Source organism: Actinoplanes hulinensis, assembly GCF_019429605.1.
Classification (GTDB): domain Bacteria; phylum Actinomycetota; class Actinomycetes; order Mycobacteriales; family Micromonosporaceae; genus Actinoplanes; species Actinoplanes campanulatus.
On record NZ_JAHXZI010000006.1, the window covers coordinates 19,835 to 39,370 of the forward strand.

The 19,536-nt window shown below is 70.2% G+C and carries 14 protein-coding genes; 11 read left to right on the forward strand and 3 right to left on the reverse strand.

Translation table 11 applies throughout. The annotated features are described in order from the left end of the window. Nucleotides 1-4: 4 nt before the first annotated feature. From fabG to KZ829_RS12620, 5 genes are all read left to right on the forward strand, one after another. On the forward strand, nt 5-754 hold the full coding sequence (gene fabG / locus KZ829_RS12600) for a 3-oxoacyl-ACP reductase FabG (RefSeq protein ID WP_220144057.1): 750 nt from the start codon (nt 5-7) through the stop codon (nt 752-754). Nucleotides 755-769: 15 nt separating this feature from the next. Further along, on the forward strand, nt 770-1,927 hold the full coding sequence (locus KZ829_RS12605; RefSeq protein ID WP_220144058.1) for an acyl-CoA dehydrogenase family protein: 1,158 nt from the start codon (nt 770-772) through the stop codon (nt 1,925-1,927). 66 nt (nt 1,928-1,993) lie between these two features. After that, the gene (locus tag KZ829_RS12610) at nt 1,994-2,959 is read left to right on the forward strand and encodes an ornithine cyclodeaminase family protein (RefSeq protein ID WP_220144059.1); all 966 of its coding nucleotides are present in this window, start codon (nt 1,994-1,996) and stop codon (nt 2,957-2,959) included. Between the two features lie 79 nt (nt 2,960-3,038). Next, the gene (locus tag KZ829_RS12615) at nt 3,039-3,647 is read left to right on the forward strand and encodes a CG0192-related protein (protein ID WP_220144060.1); all 609 of its coding nucleotides are present in this window, start codon (nt 3,039-3,041) and stop codon (nt 3,645-3,647) included. Next, nucleotides 3,644-4,495 (forward strand): DUF4037 domain-containing protein, encoded by an 852-nt coding sequence (locus tag KZ829_RS12620; RefSeq protein WP_220144061.1) that lies wholly within the window; start codon nt 3,644-3,646, stop codon nt 4,493-4,495. Before KZ829_RS12615 ends, KZ829_RS12620 begins: the two co-directional genes overlap by 4 nt. Here KZ829_RS12620 and KZ829_RS12625 read toward each other — a convergent pair. Next, nucleotides 4,492-5,835 (reverse strand): FAD-dependent oxidoreductase, encoded by a 1,344-nt coding sequence (locus tag KZ829_RS12625; protein ID WP_504739914.1) that lies wholly within the window; start codon nt 5,833-5,835, stop codon nt 4,492-4,494. The two genes, KZ829_RS12620 and KZ829_RS12625, sit on opposite strands and share 4 nt — an antisense overlap. A gap of 214 nt (nt 5,836-6,049) precedes the next feature. On the opposite strand from KZ829_RS12625, the gene KZ829_RS12630 reads away from it, so the two are divergent. The 6 genes from KZ829_RS12630 (at nt 6,050) to yicI (ending at nt 15,580) form a co-directional block, all read left to right on the forward strand. Further along, the gene (locus tag KZ829_RS12630; protein ID WP_220144063.1) at nt 6,050-8,950 is read left to right on the forward strand and encodes a glycoside hydrolase family 3 protein; all 2,901 of its coding nucleotides are present in this window, start codon (nt 6,050-6,052) and stop codon (nt 8,948-8,950) included. A gap of 90 nt (nt 8,951-9,040) precedes the next feature. After that, nucleotides 9,041-10,057, forward strand: coding sequence for a LacI family DNA-binding transcriptional regulator (locus tag KZ829_RS12635; protein WP_220144064.1), 1,017 nt, complete (start codon nt 9,041-9,043; stop codon nt 10,055-10,057). A gap of 99 nt (nt 10,058-10,156) precedes the next feature. Next, entirely contained in the window at nt 10,157-11,467 is a 1,311-nt protein-coding gene (locus KZ829_RS12640) for an extracellular solute-binding protein (protein WP_220144065.1), read from the forward strand. Between the two features lie 61 nt (nt 11,468-11,528). Beyond that, nucleotides 11,529-12,428 carry a carbohydrate ABC transporter permease gene (locus KZ829_RS12645; protein WP_220144066.1) on the forward strand — a complete coding sequence of 300 codons (900 nt, stop codon included), beginning with the start codon at nt 11,529-11,531 and terminating at the stop codon, nt 12,426-12,428. Continuing rightward, nucleotides 12,425-13,312, forward strand: coding sequence for a carbohydrate ABC transporter permease (locus KZ829_RS12650; RefSeq protein ID WP_220144067.1), 888 nt, complete (start codon nt 12,425-12,427; stop codon nt 13,310-13,312). Before KZ829_RS12645 ends, KZ829_RS12650 begins: the two co-directional genes overlap by 4 nt. Before the next feature lie 9 nt (nt 13,313-13,321). Then, nucleotides 13,322-15,580 (forward strand): alpha-xylosidase, encoded by a 2,259-nt coding sequence (gene yicI, locus KZ829_RS12655; RefSeq protein WP_220144068.1) that lies wholly within the window; start codon nt 13,322-13,324, stop codon nt 15,578-15,580. A 45-nt stretch (nt 15,581-15,625) separates the two neighbouring features. On the opposite strand, the gene KZ829_RS12660 is transcribed toward yicI, so the two are convergent. After that, entirely contained in the window at nt 15,626-18,868 is a 3,243-nt protein-coding gene (locus KZ829_RS12660; protein ID WP_220144069.1) for an NACHT N-terminal helical domain 7-containing protein, read from the reverse strand. A gap of 127 nt (nt 18,869-18,995) precedes the next feature. Next, nucleotides 18,996-19,337, reverse strand: coding sequence for a hypothetical protein (locus KZ829_RS12665; RefSeq protein WP_220144070.1), 342 nt, complete (start codon nt 19,335-19,337; stop codon nt 18,996-18,998). Between the last annotated feature and the right edge of the window lie 199 nt (nt 19,338-19,536).

A 19,536-nucleotide genomic window follows, 5' to 3' on the forward strand; every position in this document is an offset into this window, starting at 1 on the left:
CCACATGAGTCGGGTAGTCATCGTCACCGGAGCCGCGCGCGGCATCGGCGCGGCCACCGCCATCCAGTTCGCTCGCGAGGGCTCCGCCGTCGCGGTGCTCGACCTCGACGAGCAGGCCTGCGCCGAGACCGTCGAGCGGATCCGCTCGTCCGGCGGCACCGCCGTCGCGTTCGGGTGCGACGTCTCCGACGAGGCCCAGGTGGACGCCGTGATCAACAAGGTCGCCGGCGAACTGGGCGGGGTGGACGTGCTGGTGAACAATGCCGGAGTGCTCCGCGACAACCTGCTGCACAAGATGTCCGTGTCGGACTGGGACATCGTGATGAACGTGCACCTGCGCGGCGCGTTCCTGTGCAGCCGGGCGGCACAGCGGCACATGGTCCCGAAGCGGTCCGGAAAGATCGTCAACACGTCGAGCGTGTCCGCGCTCGGCAACCGGGGCCAGGCCAACTACTCGGCCGCGAAGGCCGGCATCCAGGGCCTCACCCGGACGCTGGCCATGGAACTCGGCCCGTTCAACATCAACGTCAACGCGGTGGCGCCCGGTTTCATCGTCACCGAGATGACCGACGCCACGGCCGCTCGGGTCGGCGTCTCGGCCGCCGATATGCGGGCGAAGGCAGCGGAGATCACGCCGCTGCGCCGGGTGGGGCGCCCGGAGGACGTGGCACGGGTGGTCGCGTTCCTGGCCAGTGACGCGGCATCCTTTGTCACCGGCCAGACGATTTACATCGACGGCGGACGCCGTCTCTAGCAAGAAGGATCATCAATGCGTCGAACCGTCTTCAACGAGGACCACGAAGCGTTCCGGCAGACCCTGCGCGCCTTCGTCGAGACCGAGGTAGTGCCCCGTTACGACCAGTGGTTCGTCGACGGTCAGGTGCCGCGGGACTTCTACAAGCAGCTGGCCGAGCTCGGCCTGTTCGGCATCGAGGTGCCGGAGGAGTACGGCGGCGCCGGTATCGACAGCTTCAAGTTCGCCGCGGTTCAGACCGAGGAGACGATGCGGGCCGGGGTCTCGTTCGGTGCGGCCGGCGCACACGTCGCGCTGGGCCTGCCGTACCTGCTGGAACTCGGCACCGAGGAGCAGAAGCGGCGCTGGCTGCCCGACTTCGTCTCCGGCGACACGATGTACGCGCTCGCCATGACCGAGCCGGGCACCGGCAGCGACCTGGCCGGCATGAGCACCACGGCCCGTCTCTCCGACGATGGATCTCACTATGTCCTCAACGGCGCGAAGACCTTCATCACCGGCGGTGTGCTCGCCGACCGGGTGATCGTCTGCGCCCGGACCTCCCCGCCCAAGCCGGACGACCGCCGCCACGGCATCACCCTGCTGAACGTCGACACCACGCTGCCCGGCTACTCGGTCGGCCGCAAGCTCGACAAGCTGGGCCTGCGCACCTCCGACACCGGCGAGCTGGCGTTCGTCGACGTGAAGGTGCCGGTGGAGGACCGGCTCGGCGAGGAGGACAAGGGCTTCTACTACCTCGGCAAGAACCTGCCGAAGGAGCGCCTCAGCATCGCCTACGGGGCGTACGCGCAGGCCGCCGCCGCCGTCCGGTTCGCCACCCAGTACGTGCGGGACCGCAAGGTGTTCGGGCAGGCGGTCGCCAGCTTCCAGAACACCAAGTTCGAGCTGGCCGCCTGCCAGGCCGAGGTGGACGCCGCGCAGGCCGTCGCCGACCGCGCCCTGGAGGCCCTCGACGCGGGCGAGCTGACCGCGGCCGAGGCGGCGTCGGCGAAGCTGTTCTGCACCGAGGTGGCGCACCGGGTCATCGACCGGTGTCTCCAGCTGCACGGCGGCTACGGCTTCATCAACGAGTACCCGATCGCCCGCCTCTACGCCGACAACCGGGTCAACCGGATCTACGGTGGCACGTCCGAGGTGATGAAGATGATCATCGCCAAGGACATGGGTCTGTAGGAACCACCCTAGGCGGTCACCGCTGTCTCAACGGCGAGACAGCGGTGACCGCCTAGGGTGGGCGGCATGCTCGTGCTCTCCGCCGCCGACGTGCACGCCCTGCTCACCCCCGCGGCCTGCCGGGAACTGATGCGTGAGGCCCTCGTCGCGCTCGCCGGCGGGCAGGTGTTCCTGCCGTTGCGCACGGTGGTCCGCCCGCCCGAGCTGGACGGGCTCATCGCCCTGATGACCACCCACCTGCACGGGCCGCGCCCGGCGTTCGGCATGAAGTCGGTCTGCGTCTTCCCCGGCAACCCGCGCGCCGGCAAGGACGCTCACCAGGGTGTGGTCACCCTCTTCGACCCGGACAGCGGCGAACCGCTCGCCGTCGTCAACGCCTCGGCCGTCACCGAGATCCGCACCGCCGCGGTGTCCGCACTCGCCACCGACGTGCTGGCCGGACCGGCCGCCCGAGTCCTCACCGTCTTCGGGACCGGCGTCCAGGCCCGCGCCCACCTGCACGCCCTCCGGCCGCTGCGCCCGTTCACCGAGATCCGCATCGTCGGCCGCACCCCGGCGGCCGCGGAACGCCTCGCCGCGGCGGAGCCCGGCACCGTGCCGTTCACCGATCCCGCCGCCGCGGCCGCCGGCGCCGACGTCATCGTCACCGCCACCACGTCGGCCGATCCGGTGCTGTTCGCCGAGTGGGTGTCGCCGGGCGCGCACGTCAACGCGGTCGGCTCGTCGATCCCCACCGCCGCCGAGCTCGACCCGCACCTGCTCGCCGCCGCCACCCTCGTCGCCGACCGCCGGGAGTCGCTGCTCAACGAGTCGGGCGACTACCTGCGGGCGGCCGCGGCCGGACTGATCGATCCCGGTCACGTGCACGGCGAACTCGGCGAGATCCTCACCGGCCGAGTCCCGGGCCGGACACGCCCGGGTGAGATCACCGTCTTCAAGTCGCTGGGCCTGGCCATCGAGGACGTCATCGTGGCCCGCCACCTCTACGAACAGGCCCTCACCACCGGCCGCGGCCACCACGTCGCGTTCTGAACACCCGGCCGGCTCCCAGGGCTGTTCGGTGGCGGCGGCCTCGACGTCGGATGTGTTCGCGGGGCATAGGCTGCCTGGCATGGCTCTTCTGCACAAGGCGACGATCGTTCCGTCCAAACTCGAACTCCTCGCCCGCTGGCTGCCCGGCCGGTCCTGGGGCGGTGACGGGGCGGTGACGCGGGTCGCGGCGGCCAGGTTCGACGACCCGGCCGGGCAGGTCGGCATCGAGACCTTGATCATCCGGGCCGGGGAGGGTGCGCTGCTGCACGTTCCGCTCACCTATCGGGGTGCGCCGCTGGCCGGAGCCGAGGCGTTCCTGATCGGCACCACCGAGCACTCGGTGCTCGGCACCCGCTGGGTCTACGACGCGGTCGGTGACCCGGTCTACGTGGCCCAGCTCGCCGAGACGATCCGGGCCGCCGGCCGAGAGGCGCCCGAGGAGGTGGAGAGCGGAGGCGTGCGGGTCTCCCGCGAACCGGATCTGGCGCTGCGCGGCTCGGGCGCCGAACCGCCGGCCTTCGGCGACGTCGTCGAGGTGACCGGCGACGACCCGGTGGCCGTGCGGTCGGCGACGCACGAGCTCACCGTGGCCCGGCGGCTCGGCGCGAGCCTGCCCGGCGCCACCCTGACCGGCGCCTGGGACGGTGACGGCGCCCCCGCGGTGCTCGCCGCACTGACCCCCCGATGATCGACGATCACCACCGGCTGCGTGGGCTCGGCGAGCGGTTCGCCGCCGGCTTTCCGGGTCTTTCCGGGGTGCGGGCGGTGCTGCTCACCGGCTCGGTGGCGCGCGGACTGGCGGATCGCTGGTCGGACGTCGAGCTGATGGTGTTCTGGGACGGCGAACCCGCCGACGGGTCCCGGCGGGCGGCGGTCGCGGCCGCCGGGGGAGAGCTGACCGCCTTCCACGGCTACGACCCGGACAACGACGAGTGGTCCGAGGACGTGCTGCTCGACGGGGTGGAGATCCAGGTCAGTCACCGTACGGTGGCGGGCGCCGAGGGCTGGGTCGCCGACGTGACCGAGCGGTTCGACCCGGACCTGACGAAACAGGACCTGATCGCCCTGATCCGGTACGGCGTGGCCCTGCACGACAGCGGTGTGGTCGCGGGCTGGCGGGCGCGTACCGAGGTGTACCCGGACGCGCTCGGGCTCGCCATGGTCCGCGCCCACCTGGAGTTCCGGTCCGCCTGGCAGCGCCGCAAGCTGCTGGCCCGCGGCGACGTGCTGCCGCTGGCCCAGGACCGGCTGGACACCGTCCGCAACGTGCTGCTGGTGCTGCTCGGCCTGAACCGGGTGTGGTTCCCGCACCTCGGCTTCAAGTGGGTGCGGGATCTCGCCGAGGGACTGCCGCTGGCTCCGGCCGCCCTGCCGGCGCGGCTCGAGGCGGTGCTGACCGCCACCCCGGCCAGCGCGGTCCCGGCCGCCGACGCGCTGATCATGGAGACCCTGGAACTGGTCGCGAAGCACCTGCCCACGGCCGGCGCCGAGGAGGAGATCACCCACCAGCTCACCCCTCGCCCGGGACCGGGCTAGCCCTCCAAGGCCTGCTCAGCCTTGCGGGCGGCGATCAGAATGGGATCCCAGACGGGGGCGTAGGGCGGGGCGTAACCGAGGTCGAGGGAGGTCATCTCGGTGACGGTCATCCGGTTCCAGACGGCGACCGCGAAGGCGTCGATGCGTTTGGCGGCCTCGGTCCGGCCGACGATCTGGGCGCCGAGGAGCATGCCGGTGCCGCGTTCGGCGAGCACCTTGACGGTCATCGGCACGGCGCCGGGGAAGTAGCCGGCCCGGTTGGTGGATTCGATGGTGGCGGTGACGTAGCTGTACCCGGCGGCGTCGGCCTCCCGCGAGGACAGGCCGGTCCGTGCCACCTCGAGGTCGCAGATCTTGGTGATCGCGGTGCCGACGACGCCGGGGAACGTCGCGTAGCCGCCGCCGATGTTGATGCCGGCCACCCGGCCCTGCTTGTTGGCGTGCGTGCCGAGCGGCACGTGTGCGGGCCGGCCGCTGATCCGGTGCAGGACCTGGGTGCAGTCGCCGGCCGCCCAGATCCCGTCGGCGACCTGTTGCCGCAGGTCGGTGACGAGGCCGCCGGTCGGGCCGAGGGGCAGTCCGGCGGCCTCGGCGAGGGCGGTGTTCGGGCGCACGCCGAGGCCGAGGACGACCACGTCGGCGGGAATGGTCCCGGCGTCGGTGACCACGGCCCGGACCCGGTCGCCGTCGGTCTCCAGCGCGCTCACCGTCACCCCCGTACGCAGGTCGATGCCGAGCCCGCGCACCGCTTCGGCGACCAGCGCGCCCATGTCCGGGTCGACCGTGGACATCGGCTGCGGCGCCTTCTCCACCAGGGTCACGGTGAGCCCGCGGCGGACCAGGGCCTCGGCCATCTCTACGCCGATGTAGCCGCCGCCGACGACGACCGCTGTCGAGAGGCCGGGCGCGAGCCACTCCCGCAGGGCGGCCCCGTCACCGAGCGTCTGTACGCCGAAGACCCCGCCGGCCGGGGTGTCGGCCCACGGTGGACGGACCGGGGTGGCGCCGGCCGCGTAGACGAGCTGGTCGAACCCCTCGTCGAAGACGCGGTCGCCGGCGCGCACGGTGACGGTGCGTTTGTCCAGGTCGATACCGGTGACCTCGTGCCCGGTGCGGACCTCGATCCCGTCCTGGCGGAACCTCTCGGGATCGCGGGCGATCAGCGCTTGCGGGCCGTCGACGAGGCCGCCGACCCAGTACGGGATCCCGCACGCCGAATACGATGTGTAGTCACCACGCTCGAAGGCGAGGATCTCCAGGTCGTCCGGCCCGCGGCGGCGCCGGGCCTGGGACGCGGCGGACATGCCGGCCGCGTCGCCGCCGATGACGATGAGTCGCACGCCGCCCATTCTGCCTCGTGTTACCGGCCGATTTCCGCTGAAGCCGCGGGCGGCGGTTGCCCGCCGCATCAGCCGGGATCTATGGTGACCTCACCGTACCCCGGAAACACCGTCGCATTTATCCGACCGCCCGTCGAAGCGCTTCGACCGATTCCTGAGAAATCGGATATCGCCGTGGACGGGTTATCAGCCGTGCCTTTAAAAGGAGACCACCATGCGTTTCCGACGCGGCCTCACCGCGCTCGCCGCCGCTCTGCTGGTCGTGCCACTGGCGCCGGGAGCGGCGCACGCCGGCCCCGCCTATCCGTTCCGCGACCCCACTCTGCCGCTCGCCACCCGCGTCGACGACCTGGTCGGCCGGCTCACCCTGGACGAGAAGATCTCCCTGCTGCACCAGTACCAGCCGGCCATCCCACGTCTCGGCATCGGACTGTTCAAGACCGGCACCGAGGCTCTGCACGGGGTCGCCTGGTCCAACGACCACCGCAACAACTCCGCCAAGATCGACGCCACGGCCACCGTGTTCCCGCAGGCCGTGGGCCTGGCCAGCACCTGGGACCCGGAGCTGATCACCCGCGTCGGCGAAGCGGTCGGCGACGAGTTGCGCGGCTTCCACGCGCGGGACCCGGTGGTCTGGGGCCTGAACGCCTGGGCGCCGGTGGTCAACCTGCTGCGCGACCCGCGCTGGGGCCGCAACGAGGAGGGCTACTCCGAGGACCCGCTGCTCTCCGGCGCGATCGCCACCGCGTACGGCGAGGGACTCCAGGGCGACGACCCGGACCACCTCAAGGTCGCTCCCACGCTGAAGCACTACGCCGCCTACAACAACGAGACGCTGCGCGACCGCACCTCGTCGAACGTGCCGCAGCGGGTGCTCAACGAGTACGACCGGAAACCCTTCGAGATCGCGCTGCGCAACGGGGCCGCGACCGGGGCGATGGCCTCATACAACCTGATCAACGGCCGGCCGGCGACCGTCGACCCGGACCTCGGCACGTTGCTGCGCGACTGGAGCGACCAGCGGCTGTTCAACGTCAGTGACGCGTGGGCGCCGACCAACCTGACCGGCTCGCAGGCCTACTTCGTGACCCAGGCCGAGGCGAACGCGGCCACCGTCAGGGCCGGGCTGGACAGCTTCACGGTCAACGACGCGAACGGGGCGCCCACGGTCACCGCGATCAAGGAGGCGCTCGCCCAGGGCCTGCTCGCCGAGTCCGACATCGACGCCTCGGTCGGCAACGCGCTGAGCATCCGTTTCCGGCTCGGCGAGTTCGACCCGGACGGCGGGCCCTACGCCGGCATCACGCCGTCCGTGATCGACAGCCCGGCGCATCGCGCGCTCGCCCGGGAGACCGCCGGCGAGGCGTCGGTGCTGCTCAAGAACAACGGCATCCTGCCGCTCAAGGCGGGCGGCTCGGTCGCGGTGGTCGGTCCGACGGCCGACAAACTTTACAGCGACTGGTACGGGGGACAGCTCCCGTACCGGGTCAGCGTCCTGGACGGCGTCACCGAACGCGCCTCGTCGGTGGCCACCAGCACCGGCAGCGACCGGATCGCACTCAAGGACACCGCCACCGGCCGGTACGTCGCCGCGCTGGACGGCGCCGTGATCGGCACCGCGGCGGAGGCCGGCCCGGCCGCCCAGTTCGACAGCGTGGACTGGGGCGACGGGGTGTCCACCTTGCGCAACGTGGCCAACGGCAAGCTGGTCACCTACGCGTGGGGCCCGTTCGTGGCGAACTCCGACGAGCCGAACGGCTGGTTCGTGCAACAACAGTTCAAGATCGAAGACCAGGGTGACGGTACGGTCGTGCTGCGCTACGCGGGCTACGAGACCCAGGAGCCGTGGTTCCCGGACACCGACTACGTGACCGTGGGCGCTGACGGCAACCTGACCCTGGGCGCCGCCTCCGCTGCCACCAGGTTCACCAGGGAACTGCTGGTCGACGGCGTGGCCGAGGCCGCCGCGCAGGCGAAGAAGGCGCAGACCGCGGTGGTCGTGGTCGGCACCGACCCGTTCGTGGCCGGCCGTGAGGCGCACGACCGGGTCTCCACCGACCTGGGCGCCCGCCAGGAGGCCCTGATCAAGGCGGTCCGGGCGGCCAACCCGCGGACCGTCGTGGTGCTCCAGAGCAGCTACCCGCAGACGGTCACCTGGGCGCAGCAGCACGTGCCCGGCATCCTGTGGACCACGCACGCCGGGGCGGAGACCGGGCACGCGGTCGCCGACGTGCTCTACGGCGAAGTCAACCCGTCCGGCAAGCTGACCCAGACCTGGTACTCGTCGACCGCGCAGCTGCCGGACGACCTGCTCCGGTACGACATCATCGCCACCAAGCAGACCTACCTGTACAGCGACGCGAAGCCGCTCTACGCGTTCGGTCATGGCCTTTCCTATTCAGTTTTCAAGTATGGAAAAGTTTCGGTGAACGGGACAAAGGTCTCCGTCACCGTGACGAACGCCGGCAAGCGGGCCGGTGACGAGGTGGTCCAGCTCTACACCCACCAGCGCACCTCCCGGGACGAGACCGCGAACAAGCAGCTCCGCGGTTTCCGCAAGGTCTCGCTCGCGGCGGGGCAGTCGAAGACCGTCACGTTCGACCTGAGGCCGTCCGATCTGGCCCGCTGGGACCAGACCCGGCAGCGCTGGGTGGTCGAGACCTCGGTGCACGACGTGCTGGTCGGCTCCTCGTCGGGCGACATCCGGCAGCGCGCCACACTCGCCGTCAAGGGCGAGACCGTCCCGGCCCGCGATCTCTCCGCTCCGACCAGGGCGGAGACCTTCGACGCGTACGCCGGGATCAAGCTCCTCGACGAGAGCAAGGCGAGCGGAACCGTGGTCGGCGCCTCGGCCGCCGGCGACTGGATCGCGTTCGAGGACGCCGCGCTGCGCGGTGGAACCACCTTCACGGCCCGCGCCTCCGGGGCCGGGACGATCGAGGTACGCCTCGGCTCGCCCACCGGCCGCCTGCTCGGCACCGCGACGCTGGCCGACACCGGCGGCGTCTACACGTACGCGACCGTGACGGCCGCGCTGGCCCGCTTCTCCGGCCGGCAGGATGTCTATCTGGTGCCCGGTCCCGGACTGCGGCTGGCGACGTTCAGCATCAACTGACGGCAGGCGGGGGTGTACCCGTCCGGGTGCACCCCCGCTGATCTCCTAGGATCGACGGAAGGGGAAGCCGTGGCGACTTGGGGAGGCGCAATGCCGACGATCAACGACGTCGCCAAGGCGGCCGGGGTCTCGCCCAGCACGGTGTCGTACGTGCTGAGTGGCCGCCGTCCGATCTCGGCCGAGACCCGCGCCCGCGTGCAGGCCGCGATCGCCGAGCTCGGCTTCCACCCGCACGCCGGGGCCCGCGCCCTGGCCAGCAGCAAGACCAACGTGATCGCCCTGGTGGCGCCGCTGCGCGTGGACGTGAACGTGCCGGTCATCATGCAGTTCGCCACCGCCGTGGTGACGGCCGCCCGCTCGTACAACCACGACGTGCTGCTGCTGACCAAGGACGAGGGCACCGCCGGGGTGGAACGCGTCGCGCACAGCACCATGGTCGACGCGTTGATACTGATGGACCTGGAACGGGACGACCTGCGTATCCCGGCGCTTCGCAGGCTCAAGCAGCCGTCGGTGCTGATCGGCCTGCCCGCCGACCACACCGGCATCGCCTGCGTGGACCTCGACTTCGGAGCCGCGGCCCGGGCGGCTCTTACACATCTGGCCGGGCACGGCCACCGCAGGATCGGCCTGGTCGGCCCGTCCCCGGCGGTGTACAAGCGGCAGACGACGTACGCCGACCGCTTCCTCACCGGCTTCCTGGAGGCCTCGGTCGACCTGGGCCTGCAGACCGTGACCCACCCGTGCGAGCCGGGCGCCGAGGGCGTCCGCTCCTGCATGGCCGACCTGGACGCCGAACTGGCCGGGCTGACCGCGCTGGTGGTGCACAACGAGGAGGCGCTGCGGCCCCTGCTCGATCTGCTGCACGCCACCGGCCGCCGGGTCCCGGAGGACGTCTCCATCGTCGCGATCTGCCCGCGGGACGTGGCGACGGCGATGCCGGTCAACCTGACATCGATCGACATCCCGGCCCACGACGTCGGCACGCTCGCCGTGGAGACCGTGATGCGGCTGCTGGACGGTCGTCGCGTGGAGTACACCCGTCTGCTCGAACCGAGTCTGGTCGAGCGGGACAGCTGCAGCGAAATCTCCGCGTCACACCGTTGACATGAATGGCGCTCGTTCCCTAGCGTCTGCTCAGAGCCCATCGTCGAAGCGCTTCGACGAAATTTCGCTTCCCTGATCAGTCCCCCTGGGAGGACGGCTATGTTCCGATCACGATCCGGCCTGGCGGCCGGTGCATTGTTGCTGGCAGCGTCCCTCGGCCTCGCCGCGTGCGGTGGCGACGACGGCGGTTCGGAGGAGGGCGCCGACGCGAAGGTCCTCACCCTCTGGCACTACGAGGCGCCGGACAGCGCCATGGGCGTCGCCTGGAACAAGGCGATCGAACTGTTCAAATCGAGCCATCCGGGCGTCGAGGTGAAGTTCGAGGAGAAGGGCTTCGAGCAGATCCAGCAGAACGCCCAGATGATCCTCAACTCCGACAGCGCGCCCGACGTCATGGAGTACAACAAGGGCAACGCGACCGCCGGCCTGCTCTCCAAGCAGGGCCTGCTCACCGACATCTCGGACGAGTTCACCAAGCGCGGCTGGGACAAGAAGCTGAGCACCAGCCTCCAGACCACGGCGAAGTACGACGAAGACGGCATCATGGGCAGCGGCAAGGCCTTCGGCGTGCCCAACTACGGCGAGTTCGTCACCGTCTACTACAACAAGAAGATGTTCGACCAGTACAAACTGGCCGTTCCCACCACCCTCGACGAGTTCACCAAGGTCATGGACACGTTCCTGGCGAACAAGGTGACCCCGCTGGCCGTCGGTGGCGCCGAGTACCCGGCCCAGCAGATCTTCTACGAGCTCGCGCTGGCGAAGTCCGACCGGGCGTTCGTGGACGACTACCAGCTCTACAAGAACAAGGTCGACTTCAAGGGCCCGCAGCTGACCTACGGCGCGCAGACCTTCACCGACTGGGTGTCGAAGGGCTACATCGGCAAGGACTCGGCCGGCATCAAGGCCGAGGACATGGGCGTCTCCTTCACGCAGGGCAAGTTCCCGATCCTGATCTCCGGCTCCTGGTGGTACGGCCGGTTCGCCAGCGACATCAAGGACTTCGAGTGGAGCACCTTCCTCTTCCCGGGTAACACCCTGCACCCGGGCTCCAGCGGCAACCTGTGGGTGGTGCCGGAGAAGAGCAAGGCCAAGGCGCTGGCGTACGACTTCATCGACATCACCATGTCGCCCGAGGTCCAGGCGCTGCTCGGCAACAGCGGCGGTGTCCCGGTCGCGGCCGACCCGGCGCAGATCACCGACCCGAAGAACAAGGAGCTCGTCGAGACCTTCAACAAGATCTCGACCGGTGACGGCCTCGCCTTCTACCCGGACTGGCCGGCCCCCGGCTACTACGACGTGCTGGTCGCCGGTGTGCAGGGCCTGATCAACGGCTCGAAGACCCCGGACGCCTTCCTCGGCGAGATCGCCAAGCCGTACAACGAGAACCTCGCCGACCTCGGCAAATGACCTTGCGTTAGGCGCGGCGTGGGCGGCCGACACCGCCCGCGCCGCGGAAAGGGGGCCCGGCATGGCCGGTAGCGTTGCCAAGAACCGCGGATACGCGGTCTATCTGATTCCCGGTGTGCTGGCCTCGCTGGGCGTGATCGTCGTGCCGCTGGTGATGACGGTCTACTACAGCTTCACGAAATGGACCGGTGTCGGCGACCCCCGGTGGGTCGGCCTCGAGAACTACAGCCGGCTCGTCGAGGACACCCTGTTCTGGCAGTCGTTCGGCAACATCGCGCTGCTCGTGATCGCGATGGCGGTGGTGCCGACGCTGCTCGGGCTGGTGCTGGCCGCGGTCCTGTTCGACTACGTCGCCAAACACTTCGGCGACCGGTGGGCCGGTCTGTTCCGGTCCGGCTACTACCTGCCGCAGGTGCTGCCGGTCGCGGTCACCGGCATCGTCTGGAGCTGGATCCTGCATCCCGGTTACGGCGCGCTCAACCAGATCCTCGACGCGGTGGGCCTGGAGGGCCTGGCGAAGAACTGGCTCGGCGACGAGGACTACGCGCTCTACAGCGTGATGGCGGTGATGGTCTGGTTCCAGCTCGGCTACCCGATCGTCATGTTCATGTCCGGGCTCTCCCGGATCGACCCGTCGCTCTACGAGGCCGCGGACCTGGACGGCGCGACCTGGTGGCAGCGGTTCCGCAAGATCACGGTGCACATGATCCGGCCCGAGTTCTACGTCGTGCTGGTGACCACCACGATCGCGGCGCTCAAGATCTTCGCGCAGGTGTTCGTGCTCACCAAGGGCGGTCCGGCCAACAGCACCATGGTGCCGTCGTACTTCGCCTACGAGAACTACTTCGAGAAGGCCCGGGTCGGCTACGGCTCGGCGATCTCCACGGTTCTGACCGTGCTGATCGTGATTCTCGCCTTCCTGTTCCTGCGACTCCAGCACCGGTCGGAGGAGCTGCGATGACCCTTGCCACGGCGAAAGCTCCCACCCGTACCCCCGAGGCCGGAGGCTCTGAAGCCCTCGAGCACCGCAACCCGGTTCGCTTCGTCGTCCTGGCCGCGCTGTTGGTGCTGCTCCTGCTGATGGTCGGGCCGATGCTCGCGGTCGCGGTCAACGCGTTCAAGAGCCCGGCCGACTACGCCGCCAACGGTCCACTGTCCGTTCCGGCGGACGTGTACTGGGACGGCATCGTCGACTTCTGGAACCGGGTGGACTTCGGCCGGAAGCTCTGGAACAGCTTCGTCACGGCGCTGGCCGTGTCGGTGTTCGGCGTCGTCCTGTCGATCCTCAACGCGTACGCGCTGGGCATCGGCCGGGTGCGGGGCCGGGTCTGGTTCCTGGTGTTCTTCCTGGTCGCCAACCTGCTGCCGCAGGAGGTGCTCGTCTACCCGCTGTACTACATCTCCAAGGAGGCCGGCCTCTACGACAGCCTGATCGCGATCGTCATCATCTTCACGGTCATCCAGAGCGCCTTCGGCACCTACCTGCTCACCTCGGTCTACACCGAGTTCCCCCGGGAACTGCTGGACGCCGCCGCCGTCGACGGCGCCGGGAAGTGGCGGACCCTGTGGCGGGTGGTGGTCCCGGTCAGCGGGCCGACCCTCGCGGTCCTGTTCACCTTCTTCTTCATCTGGACCTGGAACGAGTTCTTCCTGCCGCTGATCTTCCTGGTGTCCAACGACAACCAGACCGTCCCGGTGGCCCTCGGCGTCCTCCAGGGCGACCGAATGATGGACGCCACCACGACGAGCGCCTCGGCCCTGATCGGCATCCTTCCGGCGATCCTCTTCTTCCTGATCTTCCAGCGGACCCTCACGCGCGGCATCGCCGCCGGCGCCATCAAGTAAAGGATCTTCATGAAGTTCACCGATGGCTATTGGCGCAAGCGTGGCGGGCTGACCGTCCTGCACCCGGCCCATCTCCAGGACACGGCGACCGCGCCGGACTCGCTGACCGTCTGGGCGGCGACCCGGCCGATCCATCACCGCGGTGACACGCTGAACTCCGCCCTCATCACCGTCAACTGCACCGCACCCGCCCCTGACGTCATCCGGGTGACGGTGTCGCACTTCGCGGGAGAGCGTTCCCGAACCCCCAATTTCACTATTGATGAGGCGTCAGGCGATGTGTCGGTGGATCGGCTGTCGCTCACCTCGGGCGCGCTGACCGCACGGTTCTCCGACGGCGACAACTGGGGACTCGACTTCCTGGCCGACGGGCGGCGGCTCACCGGCAGCGGCTGGAAGGGCATGGGCGTCGTCTCCGGCCCCGACGGCGACTACATCCACGAGCAGCTGGACCTCGGTGTGGGGCACGTCGTCTACGGCCTCGGCGAGCGGTTCGGACCGTTGATCAAGAACGGCCAGACCGTCGACATCTGGCAGGAGGACGGCGGCACCAGCAGCGAGCAGGCGTACAAGAACGTCCCGTTCTACCTCACCAACGGCGGGTACGGCATCCTGGTCGACCACCCCGGCAAGGTGTCCTTCGAGGTCGCCTCCGAGATGGTCACCCGCACCCAGTTCAGCGTCGCCGGGCAGAGCCTGTCCTACCTGGTCGTCTACGGCCCCACCCCGGCCGACATCATCCGCAAGTACACGGCGCTGACCGGCCGGCCCGCACTGCCGCCGGCCTGGTCCTTCGGCCTCTGGCTGACCACCTCGTTCACCACCGACTACGACGAGGAGACGGTCAACAAGTTCGTCGGCGGGATGGCCGACCGGGACCTGCCGCTGTCGGTGTTCCACTTCGACTGCTTCTGGATGCGCGAGTTCAACTGGTGCGACTTCGAGTGGGACCCGCGGGTCTTCCCCGACCCGCCGGGCATGCTCAAGCGCCTCGCCGACCGGGGCCTCAAGACCTGCCTGTGGATCAACCCGTACATCGCCCAGCGGTCGCCGCTGTTCGCCGAGGGCGCTGCCAACGGCTACCTGGTCAAACGGGCCAACGGCGACGTCTTCCAGTGCGACCTGTGGCAGGCCGGCATGGGCCTGGTCGACTTCACCAACCCCGAGGCCCGAGAGTGGTACGCCGGAAAGCTGCGCGGCCTCGTCGAGATGGGCGTGGACGCCTTCAAGTCGGACTTCGGCGAGCGGGTGCCCACCGACGTGGTGTGGCACGACGGGTCCGACCCGGAGCGGATGCACAACTACTACACGCAGCTCTACAACGAGGTCGTCTTCCAGGTGCTGCGGGAGACGAAGGGCGAGGGCGAGGCCGTGCTGTTCGCGCGGTCGGCGACCGTCGGCGGGCAGCAGTTCCCGGTCCACTGGGGTGGCGACAACTCCAGCACGTACGAGTCGATGGCGGAGAGCCTGCGCGGCGGCCTGTCGCTCATGTCGTCCGGCTTCGGGTTCTGGAGCCACGACATCGGCGGCTTCGAGGGCATGCCCGACCCGGCCGTGTTCAAGCGGTGGGTCGCGTTCGGTCTGCTGTCGTCCCACAGCCGGCTGCACGGCAGCTCCTCCTACCGGGTGCCGTGGCTCTTCGACGAGGAGTCGGTGGACGTGCTGCGGCACTTCACCCACCTCAAGTACCGGCTCATGCCGTACATCTACGGCGCCGCCCGGGAAGCCCACCTGACCGGCCTGCCGGTGATGCGCCCGATGCCTGTCGCGTTCCCCGCCGATCCGGCCGCCACCTACCTGGACCGGCAGTACATGCTCGGCGCGGACCTGCTGGTCGCGCCGGTCTTCTCGGCCGGGGGAGAGGTGTCCTACTACGTCCCCGAGGGCAGGTGGACCCGCTACGTCCCGTCGACCGGCAACGCCGACGTTGTCGAGGGCCCCCGCTGGGTGCGCGAGATCCACGGTTTCGACAGCGCGCCGCTGCTGGTCCGCCCGGGCGCGGTCATCCCGGTCGGCGCCCGCAGGGACCGCCCCGACTACGACTACCGCGACGGCGTGACGCTGCGGCTCTTCGAGCCGGCCGAGGGCCGCACCGCGGTGGTGGTCCCCGGCCCGACCGGCGCCGACACGGTCTTCACGGTCTCCCGGTCCGGCCCGGAGATCGTCGTGGGCCGGATGGGCGACGCCCTCCCCTGGCAGGTCCAGATCGGCGACCAGGTCACCTCCCTGGCCGCCGACGAGGACAGCTGCACCCTCACCCTGGGCTGACAGCGCGTCCCCATGACCGGCGCCGCCCACCGGCGGCGCCGGTCATCAGCCCTGTGGCCGCAGCGGCGCGAGCCGCTGAACGAGGTCGGGCCGTTCGGTGGCGATCAGGCTGAGAAGGGTGTCGTACTGCCCTGGTTTGCCGAGGTCCGGGAGGGCCGGCACCGGTAGCCCGAGTTCATGCAGCCTGGCCAGGGCATCGGCGGCGGTGACGGCGTCGTGCATGACGGGGTAGCGGAGCAGCGTCGAGCCCAGGATGCCGGCGAGGCGGAGATCCGCGTCGCGGTCCCTGCCCAGGTGGCTCAGGCCGCACCGGATGAACCCGGAAGCCAGAGGGCCGCTGAAATCCTCCAGCAGCCGCTCCAGGAACCCGGCCGCCACGATCGGCTCCAGTCCGTTCGCTGTCATCCGATCAAGAACCACCGCGGCACAATTCATCCGGAGGTACTCCGCCCACCCGGGCGCCTCCCGCGTCGCGATCTCGACGCATCGCTCGTAGGCCTCGACCGACGGGTCGGTCCACAGCCGCAGGATCGCGCTCGACGGCGACTGGAGGCCGGCACCGGGGAGTTCGATGAAGCTGTTGAGATGCCAGACGGACGAGGACATCGTCAGCATGTCCAACAGATGACCGTTGACGTCACCGAGCGTGGTGCAGAGGAAGTTGACAGTCCGCCGGCGGTCCTCCTCTTCGGGGTAGGCGCCGGTGCGCAGCCAGGAGGACTGGGCGGGGTCCCTCGGATGCCCGCCGAGACTCCACGACAACCGAACCGATGACGGTGACCACACACCGCTGTAGAGACCTATCCGGATGTCGCGGCCCTGCGGTGTGGTGATCCGCTCGACGGCCAGGCGCTCGATGAAGCCGCGGAAGCCTCCGCTGGTGAGCTGCGACTGCCACAGCAGGGCCTGACTGCTCCAATCGCCGATGATGTCCGGCTGTCCCGGGAAGAGTTCGCTCGCGCGGACCTGGTCGCTCACACATGCCAGGAGCAGCAGAAGGTTGGCGCTGTAGGCGGCGTACCGCGACGGCTCACCGTGGCCGGACGGCCGATACCCGGCGTAGCGCTGGATCGGCGGGCTGTGCGGCAGGACGTGGAACAGCCGGAGCAGGAGCGCCTTCAGCGACTCCCGGACGGCGCTCGTCTCCGCCCAGGCCGTCTCGCTCAGAAAGTCGATGATGGTCGACCGGCGGCTCAGCGGCTGGTGTGACAGCAGCGCCCGCAGCAGATCGTCATGGACCGGCGCCGGCCCGAACGGCGAGGTGGACGCCGAGGCCTGGGCCGCCACGTCGAGCAGCACCTGCCAGGTGAGCCGGGCCACGAAGAACTCGGTGAAGGTGGCGTGCAGGAACTCGTAGGTCTCGATGGCGTTGATGGCGGCTCCGGCCCGCGCCCGGTGGACGAAGAAGAACCGTCCGAGGGTCAGCTCGGCCGGGCGCAGCGCGGCGCGAAGGCCGCCCGGCATCTGCTGGGCCGGGCCGAGGAGACCGGCCAGGTCCGCCTCCAGATCGGCCTCGCTGACCCACAGCGCCGACCGGTTGAACATCGCGAACGCCACCACGGCGAGCCGCCGCAACTCCTCCTCGACGGCCGCAGCGAGCTCCCGGGCGGGCAGACCGGGCCGCTGTTTGACCACCTCGCGGGTGGCGAAACTGCGGAGCAGCCGCTCGTAGAGCTGATCCTGCCGGAGGTTCGCGCCGACCCGCTGCAGGGCGTTGCCGTCGGCGTCGTAGAGGGCCAGCATGAGCAGCAGCAACGGCTGCTCGGCGAGATGCGGGTGGGCCAGCACGCTGTCGGTGGCCAGCGGCGCGAGCCGGCGGGCGGCGAAACCGGCCGTGTTCGCCCGGTTCCAGACAGCCAGCCAGGTCGCGATCTGCCGCTCGTCGAACGGCTCCAGCCGGATCGCCAGCGTCTGAGCCGGGGTCCGTGCCCGGTTCGCCACAGCGATCCGGCTGGTCACCACGACCGCGACGGGTCGACCCTGGGTGGCCTCCCGATGCTGGAAGGCGGCCACCCGCTCCAGATAGTCGGTCTGGCTCACGCCGGTGGCCTGGAGCAGCTCGTCGAAGCCGTCGAGCAGGACGACGGGCAGGGCGTCGCCGGCCGAACGGACCAGGTCCGGCCAGTCGAGCCGCTCCCCGGTGGCGGCGCGTATCGCGTACTCGACCTGGTCTTGAATCTGATCGAGCGACGGGGTGTCCCGCAGCGCGACACGGATCGGCAGGAACTCGTTGGCAGGGAGGCCGGCCGCCAGCACGCGGGTGAAGACCGACTTGCCGGAACCCGGCTGGCCGAGCATCAACAGCGGGGCGCGAGTGGCCCGTGGCGAGGTCAGGTGGCCGATCAGGAAGTCGCGCAGATCGTCCCGCACCGGGAACCGTGACCACCAGTCGTCGTCGCTGACCGGCGCGGACCCGGTGTCGTGGGGCGCCCGGAACCGGGGTGGCAGATAGGCCTCGCCGAGGGCGGGCACGATGATGCCCTCCGGCACGTCACCGGTCTCGACCACCGGCCGGTCCAGATCGTCGCGGTAGGCGGCGGCCAGCCCGGCCCGTCGCTGGTCCGGCGCCTGCCCGGTGTGGATCGCCAGCAGCACCGGGCCCATCTCGGTCAGGGCCGCGTGGACGGCCCGCTGCTCCTGCCGGGCCGCCCAGTAGGCCACCTCGGGGAACTCGGTGCTGAGCCGCAGCAGCGCCTCGTCATAGCGTGCGACCGACGAGTGGGCGACCGAGGTCAGCGCGTCGGAGACCCGGGCGCGGTCGGTGGCGGTCAGGCTCTCCGTGACGGCGAGACCGTCGAGGAAACGGGCCAGAACGTCCGCCAGATCGTGGTAATAGCCCCGCAGATCCCGGCGGAACTCGGTGAGCGAGCGCTCCGGGCCCGGCAGCAGCCGCCCCGCCGTCATGATCTGGGTGACGAAGTCGCCGGGAACGGCCGGGCCACCGGCACCCAGTGCGAGCTGCTCGCCGCGGGTCAGCGCGGCGGGCAGCCGCACCCCGGACAGGCCCTCGAAGAAGGCGGCGACCACGATGACCGTGTGGGCGGCCTCGATCCGCTCGGTGCGACCGTGGCGGGACAGGCCGGAACAGCGCTCGGACAGCCCGCGGACCAGCTGATGGCTGAGCCTGGTCAGCTCGGCCTTCGCGTCGAACCAGGCCAGCACCTCCTCGACCAGCGGCGACGTGCCGAGCATGAGCCAGCCGGCGGCCTTATCGAGGAGATTGACGACCTTGCTCTCCTGGCCGCCGAGAAGCCGGGCGGCGTCGGCGTAACTTAGCGACTTGGCCACCGATCCATCATGGACGGCCGACGGGAGGGCGGCGTCATGCCCGGGTTCGAACTTCGCCGTCATCCCGTGGGCGGAGACGGGGACGGACGCTGGCGAGCGCGAATGTCAGTGTGCGCATCCCCTGCTCTCAGGAGGTGAAGCGGCGGGCGATGTCGCGGTGGGCGGCGGCCGCGGTGGCGGCGTCCCGGTCGCTGAACGGTGAGCCGGGGCCGGCGCCCATCGTCTCGACCTGGTCGGCGAACCGGCGGTGCCTCTCGCCCGCGTGCTCCCGGCAGGGCAGGCAGGTGACGCTCTCCGGCAGGGTGGACGTCATCGCGTACGGCACGCGGCGGCCGCACGCCGTCGGGACCTCGGCCGGCAACTCGGCGGCCAGGCCGAACGTGGCGGCCAGCATGTTCCGCTCCGCGGCGCGGGACCGCAGCGCGCCCGCCTCGACGTGGATGTGCGGATCGTCCGACGGATTCGCCATGGCCCCACTGTGCCACGCGCCGCCGGAATCGTCCGGCACGGGTGATGCCGGCGGGTCCGCGGCCGGGAAGCCTGGACAACGTGAGCCTGTTTCGCCGCGCCGCCGCTGCGGACCGCCGGATCCTGGTAGAAGTTTCCCCAAGGGCCCGTGGCGCCGGCCACCTGCCGCTTAACGTGAGCTTCATGTTCCGGCCACGGCA

What these genes read in the sequence shown, in the direction of transcription:
- fabG (WP_220144057.1), top strand. Translation starts at nt 5, where the DNA reads ATGAGTCGGGTAGTCATCGTCACCGGAGCCGCGCGCGGCATCGGCGCG.
- KZ829_RS12605 (WP_220144058.1), top strand. Translation starts at nt 770, where the DNA reads ATGCGTCGAACCGTCTTCAACGAGGACCACGAAGCGTTCCGGCAGACC.
- KZ829_RS12610 (WP_220144059.1), top strand. Translation starts at nt 1,994, where the DNA reads ATGCTCGTGCTCTCCGCCGCCGACGTGCACGCCCTGCTCACCCCCGCG.
- KZ829_RS12615 (WP_220144060.1), top strand. Translation starts at nt 3,039, where the DNA reads ATGGCTCTTCTGCACAAGGCGACGATCGTTCCGTCCAAACTCGAACTC.
- KZ829_RS12620 (WP_220144061.1), top strand. Translation starts at nt 3,644, where the DNA reads ATGATCGACGATCACCACCGGCTGCGTGGGCTCGGCGAGCGGTTCGCC.
- KZ829_RS12630 (WP_220144063.1), top strand. Translation starts at nt 6,050, where the DNA reads ATGCGTTTCCGACGCGGCCTCACCGCGCTCGCCGCCGCTCTGCTGGTC.
- KZ829_RS12635 (WP_220144064.1), top strand. Translation starts at nt 9,041, where the DNA reads ATGCCGACGATCAACGACGTCGCCAAGGCGGCCGGGGTCTCGCCCAGC.
- KZ829_RS12640 (WP_220144065.1), top strand. Translation starts at nt 10,157, where the DNA reads ATGTTCCGATCACGATCCGGCCTGGCGGCCGGTGCATTGTTGCTGGCA.
- KZ829_RS12645 (WP_220144066.1), top strand. Translation starts at nt 11,529, where the DNA reads ATGGCCGGTAGCGTTGCCAAGAACCGCGGATACGCGGTCTATCTGATT.
- KZ829_RS12650 (WP_220144067.1), top strand. Translation starts at nt 12,425, where the DNA reads ATGACCCTTGCCACGGCGAAAGCTCCCACCCGTACCCCCGAGGCCGGA.
- yicI (WP_220144068.1), top strand. Translation starts at nt 13,322, where the DNA reads ATGAAGTTCACCGATGGCTATTGGCGCAAGCGTGGCGGGCTGACCGTC.
- KZ829_RS12665 (WP_220144070.1), bottom strand. Translation starts at nt 19,337, where the DNA reads ATGGCGAATCCGTCGGACGATCCGCACATCCACGTCGAGGCGGGCGCG.